Annotated in this window: 13 protein-coding genes and 2 tRNA genes; 4 read left to right on the top strand and 11 right to left on the bottom strand. The window is 69.6% G+C overall.

Annotation, left to right across the window (positions count from 1 at the left end):
- Positions 1 to 121: 121 nt before the first annotated feature.
- From clpX to AB0389_RS07085, 5 genes are all read right to left on the bottom strand, one after another.
- Positions 122 to 1,414 (bottom strand): ATP-dependent Clp protease ATP-binding subunit ClpX, encoded by a 1,293-nt coding sequence (gene clpX / locus AB0389_RS07065; protein ID WP_114659208.1) that lies wholly within the window; start codon positions 1,412 to 1,414, stop codon positions 122 to 124.
- 166 nt (positions 1,415 to 1,580) lie between these two features.
- Positions 1,581 to 2,258: an ATP-dependent Clp protease proteolytic subunit gene (locus tag AB0389_RS07070; protein ID WP_114659209.1), complete on the bottom strand. Its 678-nt coding sequence runs from the start codon at positions 2,256 to 2,258 to the stop codon at positions 1,581 to 1,583.
- A gap of 48 nt (positions 2,259 to 2,306) precedes the next feature.
- Positions 2,307 to 2,921: an ATP-dependent Clp protease proteolytic subunit gene (locus AB0389_RS07075; RefSeq protein ID WP_366394302.1), complete on the bottom strand. Its 615-nt coding sequence runs from the start codon at positions 2,919 to 2,921 to the stop codon at positions 2,307 to 2,309.
- A 254-nt stretch (positions 2,922 to 3,175) separates the two neighbouring features.
- The gene (gene tig, locus AB0389_RS07080; RefSeq protein WP_366394303.1) at positions 3,176 to 4,636 is read right to left on the bottom strand and encodes a trigger factor; all 1,461 of its coding nucleotides are present in this window, start codon (positions 4,634 to 4,636) and stop codon (positions 3,176 to 3,178) included.
- Positions 4,637 to 4,816: 180 nt separating this feature from the next.
- Positions 4,817 to 4,893, bottom strand: a tRNA-Pro gene (locus AB0389_RS07085).
- A 139-nt stretch (positions 4,894 to 5,032) separates the two neighbouring features.
- Between AB0389_RS07085 and AB0389_RS07090 the strand changes: the two genes are divergently transcribed.
- Positions 5,033 to 5,106: transfer RNA gene (locus AB0389_RS07090), tRNA-Gly, on the top strand.
- Positions 5,107 to 5,193: 87 nt separating this feature from the next.
- Here AB0389_RS07090 and AB0389_RS07095 read toward each other — a convergent pair.
- Positions 5,194 to 5,388, bottom strand: coding sequence for a hypothetical protein (locus AB0389_RS07095; protein WP_366394304.1), 195 nt, complete (start codon positions 5,386 to 5,388; stop codon positions 5,194 to 5,196).
- A gap of 252 nt (positions 5,389 to 5,640) precedes the next feature.
- On the opposite strand from AB0389_RS07095, the gene AB0389_RS07100 reads away from it, so the two are divergent.
- On the top strand, positions 5,641 to 6,870 hold the full coding sequence (locus AB0389_RS07100; RefSeq protein ID WP_366394305.1) for a cation:proton antiporter: 1,230 nt from the start codon (positions 5,641 to 5,643) through the stop codon (positions 6,868 to 6,870).
- A gap of 137 nt (positions 6,871 to 7,007) precedes the next feature.
- On the opposite strand, the gene AB0389_RS07105 is transcribed toward AB0389_RS07100, so the two are convergent.
- The gene (locus AB0389_RS07105; protein WP_366394306.1) at positions 7,008 to 8,153 is read right to left on the bottom strand and encodes a PP2C family protein-serine/threonine phosphatase; all 1,146 of its coding nucleotides are present in this window, start codon (positions 8,151 to 8,153) and stop codon (positions 7,008 to 7,010) included.
- A 105-nt stretch (positions 8,154 to 8,258) separates the two neighbouring features.
- Here AB0389_RS07105 and AB0389_RS07110 point away from each other — a divergent pair, with 105 nt between their 5' ends.
- Positions 8,259 to 9,512 (top strand): GNAT family N-acetyltransferase, encoded by a 1,254-nt coding sequence (locus AB0389_RS07110; protein ID WP_366394307.1) that lies wholly within the window; start codon positions 8,259 to 8,261, stop codon positions 9,510 to 9,512.
- A gap of 10 nt (positions 9,513 to 9,522) precedes the next feature.
- Here AB0389_RS07110 and AB0389_RS07115 read toward each other — a convergent pair whose 3' ends face one another.
- The 3 genes from AB0389_RS07115 to AB0389_RS07125 form a co-directional block, all read right to left on the bottom strand.
- A complete protein-coding gene (locus AB0389_RS07115) occupies positions 9,523 to 10,347 on the bottom strand; it encodes a DNA-formamidopyrimidine glycosylase family protein (protein ID WP_366394308.1) in 825 nt (274 codons plus the stop codon).
- Between the two features lie 115 nt (positions 10,348 to 10,462).
- Positions 10,463 to 10,954 (bottom strand): ribose-5-phosphate isomerase, encoded by a 492-nt coding sequence (locus AB0389_RS07120; protein ID WP_366394309.1) that lies wholly within the window; start codon positions 10,952 to 10,954, stop codon positions 10,463 to 10,465.
- Between the two features lie 120 nt (positions 10,955 to 11,074).
- Positions 11,075 to 11,659 carry a biotin transporter BioY gene (locus AB0389_RS07125; protein WP_366394310.1) on the bottom strand — a complete coding sequence of 195 codons (585 nt, stop codon included), beginning with the start codon at positions 11,657 to 11,659 and terminating at the stop codon, positions 11,075 to 11,077.
- A 212-nt stretch (positions 11,660 to 11,871) separates the two neighbouring features.
- On the opposite strand from AB0389_RS07125, the gene AB0389_RS07130 reads away from it, so the two are divergent.
- On the top strand, positions 11,872 to 12,528 hold the full coding sequence (locus AB0389_RS07130; RefSeq protein WP_366394311.1) for a superoxide dismutase: 657 nt from the start codon (positions 11,872 to 11,874) through the stop codon (positions 12,526 to 12,528).
- A gap of 115 nt (positions 12,529 to 12,643) precedes the next feature.
- On the opposite strand, the gene AB0389_RS07135 is transcribed toward AB0389_RS07130, so the two are convergent.
- Positions 12,644 to 13,267, bottom strand: a complete 624-nt coding sequence (locus AB0389_RS07135) for a DsbA family protein (RefSeq protein WP_366394312.1) — start codon at positions 13,265 to 13,267, stop codon at positions 12,644 to 12,646.
- Positions 13,268 to 13,373: the final 106 nt, after the last annotated feature.

Raw genomic sequence — 13,373 nt, forward strand, 5'->3', positions numbered from 1 at the left:
CCCCGGCGCCGAACAAAAAAACCACCCCCCCCCCACACCACCACCCCCCCGCCCCCCCCCCCCGGGGGCGCCGGGGGGGCCCCCCCCCCCCCCCCGCCCCTGTGACGTCTACGCGTATCCGCTACGCGGACTTCTCGTGGCGGCCGTCGTTCTTCACGATGCGCGGCTCGCGCGGCACCAGCGTCGGGTTGACGTTGTCGCGGACGACCTCCGCCGTGATGACGACCCGGGCGACGTCCTTGCGGGACGGCACCTCGTACATCACCGACTGGAGGACCTCTTCGAGGATGGCGCGCAGCCCGCGCGCGCCGGTGCCGCGCAGGATCGCCTGGTCGGCGATGGCCTCCAGGGCCGGCCGGTCGAAGTCCAGCTCCACACCGTCGATTTCGAAGAGCCGCTGGTACTGCTTGACCAGCGCGTTGCGCGGCTCGACCAGGATCTGGAGCAGCGCCTCGCGGTCCAGGTTGTGGACGGAGGTGAGGACCGGGAGACGGCCGATGAACTCGGGGATCATCCCGAACTTCACCAGGTCCTCCGGCATGACCTCCTGGAACTGGTCGCTCTCCTCGACCTCGCGCTTCGAGCGGATCGTGGCGCCGAAGCCGATGCCCTTCGCGCCCGCGCGGGACTCGATGATCTTCTCCAGTCCGGAGAAGGCGCCGCCCACGATGAACAGGACGTTCGTCGTGTCGATCTGGATGAACTCCTGGTGCGGGTGCTTCCGGCCGCCCTGCGGCGGTACGGAGGCGGTGGTGCCCTCCAGGATCTTCAGCAGCGCCTGCTGGACGCCCTCGCCCGAGACATCGCGGGTGATCGACGGGTTCTCGCTCTTGCGGGCGACCTTGTCGATCTCGTCGATGTAGATGATCCCGGTCTCGGCCTTCTTGACGTCGTAGTCCGCGGCCTGGATCAGCTTGAGCAGGATGTTCTCGACGTCCTCGCCGACATAGCCGGCCTCCGTCAGCGCCGTCGCGTCGGCGATGGCGAACGGTACGTTCAGCATGCGCGCCAGCGTCTGCGCGAGGAGCGTCTTGCCGGAGCCGGTGGGGCCCAGCAGCAGAATGTTGGACTTGGCCAGCTCGATCGCGTCGTCGCGGCCCGAACCGCCGCCGTTCTCGCCGGCCTGAACGCGCTTGTAGTGGTTGTAGACCGCCACCGAGAGGGCCTTCTTCGCGGGCTCCTGCCCGACGACATAGCCCTCAAGGAACTCGTAGATCTCGCGCGGCTTGGGGAGTTCCTCCCACCGCACCTCGGAGGTCTCGGCGAGCTCCTCCTCGATGATCTCGTTGCAGAGGTCGATGCACTCGTCGCAGATGTAGACACCGGGTCCTGCGATGAGCTTCTTCACCTGCTTCTGGCTCTTGCCGCAGAACGAGCACTTGAGCAGGTCGCCGCCATCACCGATGCGTGCCACGAGGTGCTTCCCCTTCGCCTGGGAGCAGCTTGGTTCAGCGGCTCCTGTGCCTCATATCCGACGGTACCTTGCCCGGGCCCCCGTTCGGGCCCCCCTTGGCGCGGTTCACATGGTCGCGGATCTCCGACGACCGGTGTGAGGGCCCGCGCCAAGGGCGCCGGGTGTGTCAGGCGGCCGCTGCGGCGGCCGTCGTCTTGCGGGTCGCCACGATCTGGTCGACCAGGCCGTACGCGAGCGCGTCATCGGCGGTGAGGATCTTGTCGCGCTCGATGTCGTCGCGGACCTTCTCGATCGGCGTCGTCGAGTGCCGGGCCAGCATGTCCTCCAGCTGCGCGCGCATGCGGAGGATCTCGTTGGCCGCGATCTCCAGGTCGGAGAGCTGCTCGCGGCCCGTCTGGCTGGACGGCTGGTGGATGAGCACCCGCGCGTTGGGCAGCGCGAGGCGCTTGCCGGGGGTACCGGCGGCGAGCAGCACGGCGGCGGCGGAGGCGGCCTGGCCCATGCAGACCGTCTGGATGTCCGGCTTCACGAACTGCATCGTGTCGTAGATGGCCGTGAGGGCCGTCATCGAGCCGCCGGGGCTGTTGATGTAGATCGAGATGTCGCGGTCCGGGTCCATCGACTCCAGGCAGAGCAGCTGCGCCATGACGTCGTTGGCGGAGGCGTCGTCGATCTGCACGCCGAGGAAGATCACGCGCTCCTCGAAGAGCTTCGCGTACGGGTCGTACTCGCGCACGCCCTGAGAGGTGCGCTCCACGAAACGCGGCACGACGTAACGGTTGTCCACCTGAGGGCCGGAGTAGAGGCCGCTCGCGGAGTAGTTGTTCATGTGGGTGTTCACCATCCTGTGGCGTTCGAGTGGGCCGACGGGCTGCTGCGGGGCGAGAGGGGGTCAGGCCCCGGTGCCGCCGCCGCCCGGAACGTGCGAAGCAGCGGAGATGATCTCGTCGATCAGGCCGTACTCCTTGGCCTCTTCCACCGTGAACCAGCGGTCGCGGTCGCCGTCACGGATGATCGTTTCCGTGGTCTGGCCGGAGTGGTGGGCCGTGATCTCGGCCATCCGCTTCTTCGTACGGAGCAGGTACTCGGCCTGGATCTTGATGTCCGAGGCCGTACCGCCGATTCCGGCGGAGCCCTGGTGCATCAGGATGTCGGTGTTGGGCAGCGCGAAGCGCTTGCCCGCCGTGCCGCCGGTCAGCAGGAACTGGCCCATGGAGGCCGCCATGCCCATACCGATGGTGACGACGTCGTTCGGGATGTACTGCATGGTGTCGTAGACGGCCATGCCGGCCGTGACCGAACCACCGGGGCTGTTGATGTAGAGGTAGATGTCCTTCTCGGGCTCGGCCGCGAGGAGGAGGAGCTGCGCCGTGATCTTGTTGGCGATGTCGTCGTCGACCTGCTGGCCGAGGAAAACGATCCGCTCCCCAAGCAGTCGGCTGTAGACCTGGTCGCCGAGGCCACCGAGGGACGGCACATCGGCGGCGTAAGGCATCAGATTCGTCACGTATACACCTGCTCGTCTCTGACGGCTTCGGCCGTCTCAGCGTCTTCGTACCGGGGACGGGAGACTCCCCTGCCCTCGTATTCATGGACCCTAACGCGCTGGTCGGCGGGCGCCATCCCGCTTCCGTGACTGTTCGCTGGGAGCGCAAGGTAGTTGAGGGCTCCGTACGGGCACGGGACCGCCGGAGCGGGACAGGACGGGCCCCGGGCGCGTGTCGCGTCCGGGGCCCGTCCTGGCGGTGGGAGCGGGATCGCTCAGGCCCCGGCCTTCTCGTCCTTGGCCGCGTCCTTCGCGTCGTCCTTCGCCTCGTCCTTGGCGGCGTCCACGGCCGGCTCGGCGGCGGGGGCGGCGTCGGTGACGGCCTCGACGGTCTCGGCGGCGGCCTCGGTGATCTCGTCGGCCTCCTCGTCCTCCAGGTCGACGACCTCACCGTTGGTGTCGGTGACCGTGGCGGCCTCGACGACCACGGCGAGCGCCTTGCCGCGGGCGACCTCGCCGACGAGCATCGGCACCTGGCCACCCTCGACGACGGCCTGGGCGAACTGGTCGGGGGACATGCCGGAGGACTGCGCGCGCCGCATGAGGTGCTCGGTGAGCTCCTCCTGGTTGACGTTCAGCTTCTCCTTGTTGACCAGTTCGTCGAGGATGAACTGGGTCCGGATGCCCTTCTCCGCCTGCTCCTTGGTCTCGGCGTCGAACTCTTCCTCGGTCTTGCCCTGGATCTCCAGGTACTTCGCGAGGTCGAGGCCCATCTGGCCGAGCTGGTGGTGCTCGAGGTTGTGCTTGCGGGTGTTGATCTCCTCCGCGAGCAGCTTCTCGGGGATCGGGACCTCGGCCAGCTCCAGCAGCGCGTCGAGGACCCGCTCCTGGGCCTGGGTGGCCTGGTCGTACTGCTTGCTGGTCTCCAGCCGCTTGCGGCTGTCGGCCTTCAGCTCGTCGAGGGTGTCGAACTCGCTGGCCAGCTGCGCGAACTCGTCGTCCAGCGCGGGCAGCTCACGGGCGGCGACCTGGCTGACCTTGACGGTCACCTCGGCGGACTTGCCCTCGGCGGCACCGCCCTTCAGCTCGGAGGTGAAGGTGGCCTCGCCACCGGCCTCCAGGCCGATGACGGCCTCGTCGATACCGTCGAGCAGCTCACCGGAGCCGATGGTGTACTGCACACCCTCGGCGACCCCGTCGGGCAGGACCTCGCCGTCGACCTTGGCCTCCAGGTCGACCGTGACGACGTCACCGTCGGCGGCGGCGCGCTCGACCGGGTTGGTCGAGGCGAAGCGGTCGCGGAGCTGCTCGACCGACTTCTCGATGTCCTCGTCGGTGACCTCGATGGCGTCGACGGTGACCGCGATGCCGGAGTAGTCCGGGATCTCGATCTCGGGACGCACGTCGACCTCGGCGGTGAAGGAGAGCAGTTCGCCGTCCTTCAGCTCCTTGATGTCGACGTCGGGCTGGCCGAGGACGTTCAGCTCACCCTCGTTGACCGCTTCGGTGTAGAACTTCGGGAGGGCGTCGTTGACGGCCTCCTCCAGCACAGCACCACGGCCGAACCGCTGGTCGATGATCCGGGCCGGGATCTTGCCCTTGCGGAAGCCCTTCACCGTGACCTGCTGGTTGATCTTCTTGTACGCCGCGTCGAGGCTGTCCTTGAGCTCCTCGAAGGGCACCTCGACTGTGAGCCGAACCCGAGTCGGGTTCAGGGTCTCCACGGCGCTCTTCACGGTTCGGTCTCCTTGGTGGCTGATTCTTGGATTCTGCCGCGCCCACCGCGTCTGCGGCGGCCCCGGCGGATCGGCCCGGTTCTTCAGCGACTCTTCAGACACACGGGCACGCAGCTTGCATAGTAACCGCAAGCGGGAAGGCGCCCACAACGCGCTCGTGCGCTGCGATCATGAAAGAGATGGTCGGGGTGGCCGGATTCGAACCGACGACCTTCCGCTCCCAAAGCGGACGCGCTACCAAGCTGCGCCACACCCCGTCGGTGCGACACGTAGGGTACATGCTTGAAGGCCCCGCGCCGCCATCTTTGACCGGCGCTTTACGGGTGTGCGGCGAACGCCCCGGACCCGCTACGATGTTGTCCGTGCCGCACGTCCTCGACCTGCGGTGCGACGTATGCGGGCGTAGCTCAATGGTAGAGCCCTAGTCTTCCAAACTAGCTACGCGGGTTCGATTCCCGTCGCCCGCTCCAGCGCCTCCGGCCCGATCCGTGTGTTCACTTCCACGGGTCGGGCCGGAGGCGTTTCCGGCCCCGGAAGCCCCGGAAGCCCCGGAAGCCTCAGAAACTGATCTTGCTGATCGTTTCGGCCAGCGAGTTCAGGAAGTTGTTCACCGACGGAGCGATGTTGGTGGAGGCGAGGAAGAAGCCGAAGAGGATCGCGACGACCGCCGGCCCTCCCTTGATCGAGCCGCCACGGATCAGCACCACGAGGACGACCGCCAACAGAACCACCACAGACAGTGAAATGGCCACTACTGATCACACCCTCGGTCGGTCCGTCCAGCTCCCGCTCGGACCATCGTGCCACCAACTTCCCCGCAGATGTGGCCCGGTGACGATTTCTCGCCGCCACGTTCACGCCAATCCCATGACAGAACGGTCACCCCGTCCCATCTGACAGTTACTCAGTAAATCATTTGGTAAACTAATTACTGACGATTCCTTGACGCTCCCTTGACCCGACGGAGGAACGATCCCATCGGACACGCAGAGACCCTCATAGCAATGGGCGGCGCTTTCGTCGCCGCCGCCGTGCTCGCCCGTCTGGGCAGCAGAATCGGTCTGCCCACTATTCCCCTGTTCATCCTGGCCGGGATCCTCCTCGGCCCGCACACCCCCGGCATCGTGCTGGTCAAGGACCCGCACGAGCTGGAGATGCTCTCCGCCCTCGGCCTGGTGCTGCTGCTCTTCTACCTCGGCCTGGAATTCCATCTGGACGACCTCAAGGCGGGCGGCCGCAAGATGGCCCTCGCCGGAGGCGCCTATCTCCTGCTGAACGTGGGCGCCGGGCTCGGCTTCGGCTTCGCCCTGGGCTGGGGTACGTCGGAGGCACTGGTCCTGGCCGGTGTGCTCGGCATCTCCTCGTCGGCGATCGTCACCAAGGTCCTCGTGGACATGGGGCGCATCGGCAATCCCGAGACCAAGCCGATCCTCGGCATCATCGTGGTCGAGGACATCTTCCTGGCGCTCTATCTCGCCGCGCTCCAGCCGATCCTGTCGGGCGCGGACAGCGCGGGGGCCGCCCTCGTGGACGGCGGGAAGGCGTTCGGCTTCCTGCTGCTGCTGGCGCTCGCCGCCCGGTACGGCACGAAGGTCGTCGGCCGGCTCATGAACACCAGGGACGACGAGCTGCTCGTCATCTCCTTCCTCGGCGCGGCGGTCCTGGTGGCCGGCGTCTCCGAGTGGTTCGGGGTCGCGGACGCCATCGGCGCGTTCATGGTCGGTCTGATGCTCGGCTCGACGTCCTCGGGCGACCGGATCCGGGAGCTCGTCCACCCGCTGCGGGACGCGTTCGGCGCGATCTTCTTCTTCTCCTTCGGCCTGTCGATCAACCCGGGCGACCTGCCGTCGGTGGTGTGGCCCGTACTCATCGCCGTCGCGGTCACCCTGTTCATGAACATCGCGGCGGGCCTCTCCGCGGCGAAGATCTTCGGCTTCGGCGCCACCCCTGCGGCCAATATCTCGACCACCCTGCTGGCCCGCGGCGAGTTCGCGCTGATCCTGGCGACGATGGCGGCGGGAGCGGGCCTGGACAGCCGGCTCGCCCCCTTCATCGCCGGTTACGTCCTGGTCCTCGCGGTCCTGGGACCGCTGGCGGCCGGCCGCTCGCACTGGCTGGCCCGGATCCTGCCGGGTGGCCGCGGAGGCGGCGACGGGGACACTCCCGTACGGGAAGAACCACCACCCGCCGCCAAGGACCCGCAGAAGGACGCGGAGGCATCGGTGACGCACTGATTCCGATGCCCTTACCCACCACCGCGCCCGCACGGCAGGTCCCGCACCGCCCGCACCCCCGCCCCCGAGCGTCCTGGAATCGGCGCCAACCCCGCCCCACCGGCTCTCCCCCGCCGGTGGGGCGAACTATGTCCGGCTCACGCCTCTCGGCAGATCAGCAGCAGCGCGCGGTCGTCGTTGACGTCCTTGGCGACCGCCTCGATCAAATGCCAGGCCGCGCCCTCGAAGCCCGGGACGACATAGCGGTCCGCCTCGCCGGTGAGCCGGTCCATGCCCTCGTCCAGGTCCCGTCCAGGGGCCTCGACCAGCCCGTCCGTGAAGAGCATCAGCACGTCGCCGGGGCGCAGCGAGCCCTTGACCGGGTCGAACTGGGCGCCGTCGTAGACGCCGAGCAGCGGGCCCTCGCCCGACTTCTCCTCCCAGCGTCCGCTGCCCGCGTGGAGCTGGAGGGCGGGGAGGTGGCCGGCCGAGAGCAGTTCGTAGTCGCCGGATTCGAGGTCGAGGACGAGGTGGATGGAGGTGGCGAAGCCCTCGTCCCAGTCCTGCCGGAGCAGATAGCCGTTGGCCGCCGGGAGGAAGCCGTGCGGCGGGAGGGAGCCGAGGAGGCCGCCGAAGGCGCCGGAGAGCAGGAGGGCCCGGGAGGCCGCGTCCATGCCCTTGCCGGAGACGTCGGTGAGGACGACTTCGAGGGACCGGCCGCCGTTGGTGCGGGCCGCGACCACGAAGTCGCCGGAGAAGGACTGGCCGCCGGCCGGGCGCAGCGCCATCTCGTGGTGCCAGCCCTTGGGGAGCCAGGGCAGCGAGCTCTGGACCCGGATCCGTTCGCGCAGGTCGAAGAGCATCGTCCCGCCGCGCCGCCAGGGCACGCCGACCCGGGCCCTGAACTGGGCGATCAGCAGCCCGAAGAGCCCGCAGGCCGCCACCACGAGCACCGTGCCGGGGGTGACCCGGGCGGGGCCGTCCGGATACGGGCCGAGGACCATCGACTCGATGATCAGCGCGGCGGCCGAGGCGGCGTACAGGCTGAGCAGGCTGGCCGGCCGCAGCAGCAGTCCGCCCGCCACGATCGGCAGGACGAGCGCCGAGGGCGCGCACCAGACGGGCACCGCGATGGTGGCCAGGGCGATGGCCGGGACGGTCAGCAGGAGACCGACGAGGGCGATCCAGTCCGAGCCGTCGCCGCGGAAGTAGTCGACCCCGGATTTGCGCACGCCGGTGCGGACCCGGTGCAGCCTCATGCGCAGCCGGGCCGAGTAGGAATCCGCTCTCGCGATACCGGCCATTGTTGTGGACCCTATCGATCCGCCCGGGTGGCGTGCAGGGGACCCCCGTGACATTGCGTTCGAAATCGGGTCGCCCTGTTGTCGTACCCCTGGTACTGATGGCATATGACTACGGAGCTGCGAGTACTGGAACCGTCCGAATGGGAGCGCTGGTTCGGGACGTTGGAGCTGGCGTTCGGCGGAAACCCGTGGCAGGACGAGGAGCGCGCGCTCTTCCGGGACCTGACGGAGTGCGACCGCTCGGTCGGTGTCTGGGACGGCGAGGAGTGCGTCGGCACGGCGGGCGCCTACAGCTTCCGGCTCTCGGTACCGGGCGGCGCGCTGGTGCCCGCGGCGGGCGTGACGATGGTGAGCGTCGCGGCGACGCACCGGCGGCGCGGGATCCTGACGTCGATGATGCGGCGCCAGCTCGACGATGTGCGTGCGTGGGGCGAGCCGCTCGCCGTGCTGACGGCGTCCGAGCCGGCGATCTACGGCCGGTTCGGCTACGACCTGGCCGCGCGGCGGCTGTCGGCGGAGATCGACACGTCGCGGGTACGGATCACCGCGCCCGCGGCGGGTGAGGCATCGGACGGGTCGCACGATGTACGTCTGCGCCGGGTGAAGCCGGACGACCCGGCCGTACGCGACGCGTGCGAGGCGGTCTACGCCGCACAGCTCGCGGGGCGGCCCGGGATGCTCGCGCGGCGGCCCGGCTGGGAGCGGCTGCCCGTGGTCGGGGGCGGGAAGCCGAAGGACGGCGTGTCGGCGCTCCAGTGCGTGCTGGCGGAGCGGCACGGCGAGGTGGTCGGGTTCACGCTGTTCCGTACCAGGGCGGTGTGGGAGGAGGCGGTTCCCGAGGGGGTCGTCGAGCTGGACGAGCTGTACGCGCGCGACCCGGCCGCGTACAGGGCGCTCTGGGACTTTCTCTTCGGGATCGATCTGACCACGACGGTACGGGCGGGGAACCGGCCGCCGGACGACCCGATCCAGCATCTGGTCTCCGATGTCCGCCGGTGCGGGCTGCGCCTGCGGGACGAGCTGTATCTGCGGCCGGTGGAGGTCGGCGCGGCGCTGGAGGCCCGTACGTACCGCACCCCGGTGGATGTGGTCCTCGCGGTCGAGGACTCGTTCTGCCCGTGGAACGAGGGGACGTGGCGGCTCAGCGGCGACAGCAAGGGCGCGTCCTGCGAGCGCACCGGCGACCAACCTGAACTGGCGCTCTCCGTAAGGGAGTTGGGGGCGGCCTATCTGGGCGGCACCTCGCTGACCGCGCTGGCGGGCGCCGGGCGGGTGCGGGAGCTGCGCGGGGGCGCGCTGGCGGAGGCGTCGGCGGCGTTCGGCTCGGACGTGGCGCCCTGGCTGCCGCACGGGTTCTGATGGCCCGCCGCTAGCGGTCCTGGCAGCCCGGGCACCAGAAGAGGTTGCGGGCGGCGAGGGTCTCCGTACGGATGCCGGTGCCGCACAGGAGGCAGGCCATCCGGGCCCGGCGGTAGACGTAGACCTCGCCGCCGTGGTCGTCCACGCGGGGCGGGCGGCCCATGGCCTCGGGGGTGTGTTCTGGACGGACGGTGTCGATGCGGTTGTGCCGTACGCCCTCGCGCATCAGCGCGACCAGATCCGCCCAGATCGCGTCCCATTCGGCGCGGGTGAGGTCCTTTCCCGCCCGGTACGGGTCGATGCCGTGCCGGAAGAGGACCTCGGCGCGGTAGACGTTGCCGACGCCCGCGATGACCTTCTGGTCCATGAGGAGCGCGGCGACGGTCGTACGGGAGCGGGAGATGCGCGCCCACGCCTTCTCGCCGTCGTCGCCGGTGCCGTCGTCGCGGGCGCGCAGCGGGTCGGGGCCGAGGCGGTCGTGTATCGCGCGCTTCTCGGGCTCGGTGATCAGGGCGCAGGTGGTGGGGCCGCGCAGATCCATGTACGCCGTGTCGGAGCCGAGGCGCAGCCGGACCGTGTCGGTGGGCGGCGGGGCGGGCGCGTCACCGAAGCCGACCTTGCCGAAGAGGCCGAGGTGGATATGGACCCAGCCCGTGTCCCCGAAGCCGAGGAAGAGGTGCTTGCCGTGGGCGTCCACCGTGTCGAGCACCCGGCCGTCCAGGAGCGCCGCGCTGTCGGAGAACTTGCCCTGCGGGCTGCGGGCGCGGACGGTCCTGCCGCCGAAGCGGGCGAGATGGTCCTGGGCGAGGCGGTGGATCGTATGCCCCTCGGGCACGGGGTCCTGCCTTTCTGACGTGGGGTGGCGGGGCCGGACATGGCTGTGCCGCCGGGCCCGGCGCGATTCCGCGATTCCGGGGCCCGGCGGCACGGGCGGGTCGGACCGGTCGGTCTCAGTTCTCCGGCTGGGGGTGGTGGGCCGGGACGGGCGGCAGCTCGCCGGTCGTCTCGTACGCGGCGAGCATGGCGATGCGGCGCGCGTGGCGCTCCTCGCCGGAGTACGGGGTGGCGAGGAAGATCTCGACGAACTTGGTCGCCTCTTCCTGCGTGTGCATCCGGCCGCCGACCGAGATGACGTTGGCGTCGTTGTGCTCGCGGCCGAGCGCCGCCGTCTGCTCGCTCCAGGCGAGGACGGCCCGTACGCCCTTCACCTTGTTCGCGGCGATCTGCTCGCCGTTGCCGGAGCCGCCGATCACGATGCCGAGGGCGTCCGGGTCGGCGGCCGTACGCTCCGCGGCCCGCAGGCAGAACGGCGGGTAGTCGTCCTGGGCGTCGTAGATGTGGGGTCCGCAGTCGACGGGCTCGTGGCCGTGGGCCGTGAGCCACTCGACGAGGTGGTTCTTGAGTTCGTAGCCGGCATGGTCGGAACCGAGGTACACGCGCATGGGTGAAGTGTGGCACGAGAGGCATGAACGCGTAGCGGCGTCCTACGGGAAGAGGCGCTCCCGGCCGCCCTGTGCGGTGGCGGGGAGCGCCTCTCCGTATACGTATACGTATACGCGTACTCAGCCCCGGCGGCCCAGGAGCTTCCAGGCGGTGGGCAGCGCGCCCATCGCGAGGGCGGCCTTGAGGGCGTCGCCGAGCAGGAACGGTACGAGGCCGGCCGCGGCGGCGGCGCTCAGGGACATGCCGGTGGACAGCGCCAGGTAGGGCACGCCGACGGCGTAGATGACCGCGGAGCCGACGGCCATCGTCCCGGCCGTACGCAGCACGGAGCGGTCGCCGCCGAGCCGGGCCAGCGCGCCCACGACGGTGGCGGCGAGCAGCATGCCGAGGACATAGCCGAAGGTGGCGCCGCCCGCGCCGGAGGACCCGCCGGCGAACCACGGCACCCCCGCCATGCCGACCAGCGCGTAGAGCGCCAGGGAGAGGAAGCCGCGGCGGGCGCCCAGACCGGCGCCGACGAGCAGCGCGGCGAAGGTCTGGCCGGTCACCGGGACCGGGGAGCCGGGCACCGGCACGGCGATCTGCGCCGCCAGACCGGTCAGCACGGAACCGCCCAGCACCAGGGCGATGTCCCGGGTGCGGGTGGCGGGGAGAAGGTCGGCGAGAACCGCTCCGGTACGGGGAGCGGCGGCAGCAGTACTCATGGGGACTCCGGCGATCGTCGGGGTGTACGGGGGCGTACGGGAGTGCGGGGACGGTTCGACGTTAGTTCAGACAGTCGTGGGCGATCACCGTCAGACGCCGACAAAGCGGAGGTCAGGACCTTGTCGGAGGTGTCACAAGCACACGGCGGATCTATCGCTGCTAGTGTGCAGTTGCATAAGATGCGCAATAAGAGGCCGGAGGGTACGGACACATGGCCACGCTTCTCGAACACCCCTACACGCTCCCCGAACTCCCCTACGACTACGCGGCGCTGGAACCGGTCATCAATCCGCAGATCATCGAGCTGCACCACGACAAACACCACGCCGCCTATGTCAAAGGCGCCAACGACGCCCTGGAACAGCTGGCGGAGGCGCGCGACAAGGCCGCGTGGGGCTCGGTCAACGGGCTGGAGAAGAACCTGGCGTTCCATCTCTCCGGCCACATCCTGCACTCGATCTACTGGCACAACATGACCGGTGACGGCGGCGGCGAGCCGCTCGCCGAGGACGGCGTGGGAGAGCTGGCGGACGCCATCGCCGCCTCCTTCGGCTCCTTCGCCGGCTTCCGGGCGCAGCTCACGAAGGCCGCGGCGACCACCCAGGGCTCCGGCTGGGGCGTGCTCGCGTACGAGCCGGTGAGCGCCCGGCTGATCGTCGAGCAGATCTACGACCATCAGGGCAATGTCGGCCAGGGGTCGGTCCCGATCCTGGTCTTCGACGCCTGGGAGCACGCGTTCTACCTCCAGTACAAGAACCAGAAGGTCGACTTCATCGAGGCGATGTGGCAGGTCGTGAACTGGCAGGACGTGGCCAAGCGCTACGCGTCCGCCAAGGAACGCGCCCACAGCCTGCTGCTGGCCCCCTGACCGGCGGCCCCCGGACGTCCTGCCTCGTGATCGTCTTCTCAACCTTCACCGGCGGACGGCATGACGAAGGGCCCCCGCGAGGACAGGACTCGCGGGGGCCCTTCCAGACGTCACGTCAGTCGAAGACCGGGCCCTGCGTACGGGTCCGCTTGATCTCGTAGAAGCCGGGGATCGACGCCACCAGCAGGGTGCCGTCCCAGAGCTTCGCCGCGTCCTCGCCCTTGGGCGCCGGGGTGACCACCGGGCCGAAGAAGGCGACCTGCTCGCCGTTGGCGCCGGGGACGGCGATGACCGGGGTGCCGACCTCCTGGCCGACCTTGTCGATGCCCTCCTGGTGCGAGGCGCGCAGTTCGGTGTCGTACGCGTCGGAGTCGGCGTAGTCGATCAGCTCGGCGGGCAGCCCGACCTCGTCGAGCGCGGCGGCGATGCCCTCGCGGGTGACGCCCTCGCCCTGGTTGTGGAAGCGGGTGCCGAGCGCGGTGTACAGCTTGCCGACGACCTCGTCGCCGTGCTTCTGCTGCGCGGCGATGACGACCCGGACGGGGCCCCACGCCTTCGCGAGTCCCTCGCGGTACTCCTCGGGGATGTCCTTGTCCTCGTTGAGGACGGCCAGGCTCATCACGTGCCACCGGACCTCGATGTCACGGACCTTCTCCACTTCGAGCACCCAGCGCGAGGTCATCCAGGCCCAGGGGCAGAGCGGGTCGAACCAGAAGTCCACAGGCGTCTTGTCTGACATGTCTCTCCTCATCGGGCTGCCCCTGACCGGGCTTGCCGGTCGGGGCTTACTGGTCGGGGCTTGCTGGCGCACCTCTTCCCCCGAACGCCTCTCCGCACCACGGGCA

The sequence above is a fragment of the Streptomyces sp. NPDC093109 genome (assembly GCF_040701725.1).
Taxonomy (GTDB): Bacteria; Actinomycetota; Actinomycetes; order Streptomycetales; family Streptomycetaceae; genus Streptomyces.

What these genes read in the sequence shown, in the direction of transcription:
- AB0389_RS07070 (WP_114659209.1), bottom strand. Translation starts at nt 2,258, where the DNA reads ATGGTGAACACCCACATGAACAACTACTCCGCGAGCGGCCTCTACTCC.
- AB0389_RS07100 (WP_366394305.1), top strand. Translation starts at nt 5,641, where the DNA reads ATGGGCGGCGCTTTCGTCGCCGCCGCCGTGCTCGCCCGTCTGGGCAGC.
- AB0389_RS07105 (WP_366394306.1), bottom strand. Translation starts at nt 8,153, where the DNA reads ATGGCCGGTATCGCGAGAGCGGATTCCTACTCGGCCCGGCTGCGCATG.
- AB0389_RS07110 (WP_366394307.1), top strand. Translation starts at nt 8,259, where the DNA reads ATGACTACGGAGCTGCGAGTACTGGAACCGTCCGAATGGGAGCGCTGG.
- AB0389_RS07120 (WP_366394309.1), bottom strand. Translation starts at nt 10,954, where the DNA reads ATGCGCGTGTACCTCGGTTCCGACCATGCCGGCTACGAACTCAAGAAC.
- AB0389_RS07125 (WP_366394310.1), bottom strand. Translation starts at nt 11,659, where the DNA reads ATGAGTACTGCTGCCGCCGCTCCCCGTACCGGAGCGGTTCTCGCCGAC.
- AB0389_RS07130 (WP_366394311.1), top strand. Translation starts at nt 11,872, where the DNA reads ATGGCCACGCTTCTCGAACACCCCTACACGCTCCCCGAACTCCCCTAC.
- AB0389_RS07135 (WP_366394312.1), bottom strand. Translation starts at nt 13,267, where the DNA reads ATGTCAGACAAGACGCCTGTGGACTTCTGGTTCGACCCGCTCTGCCCC.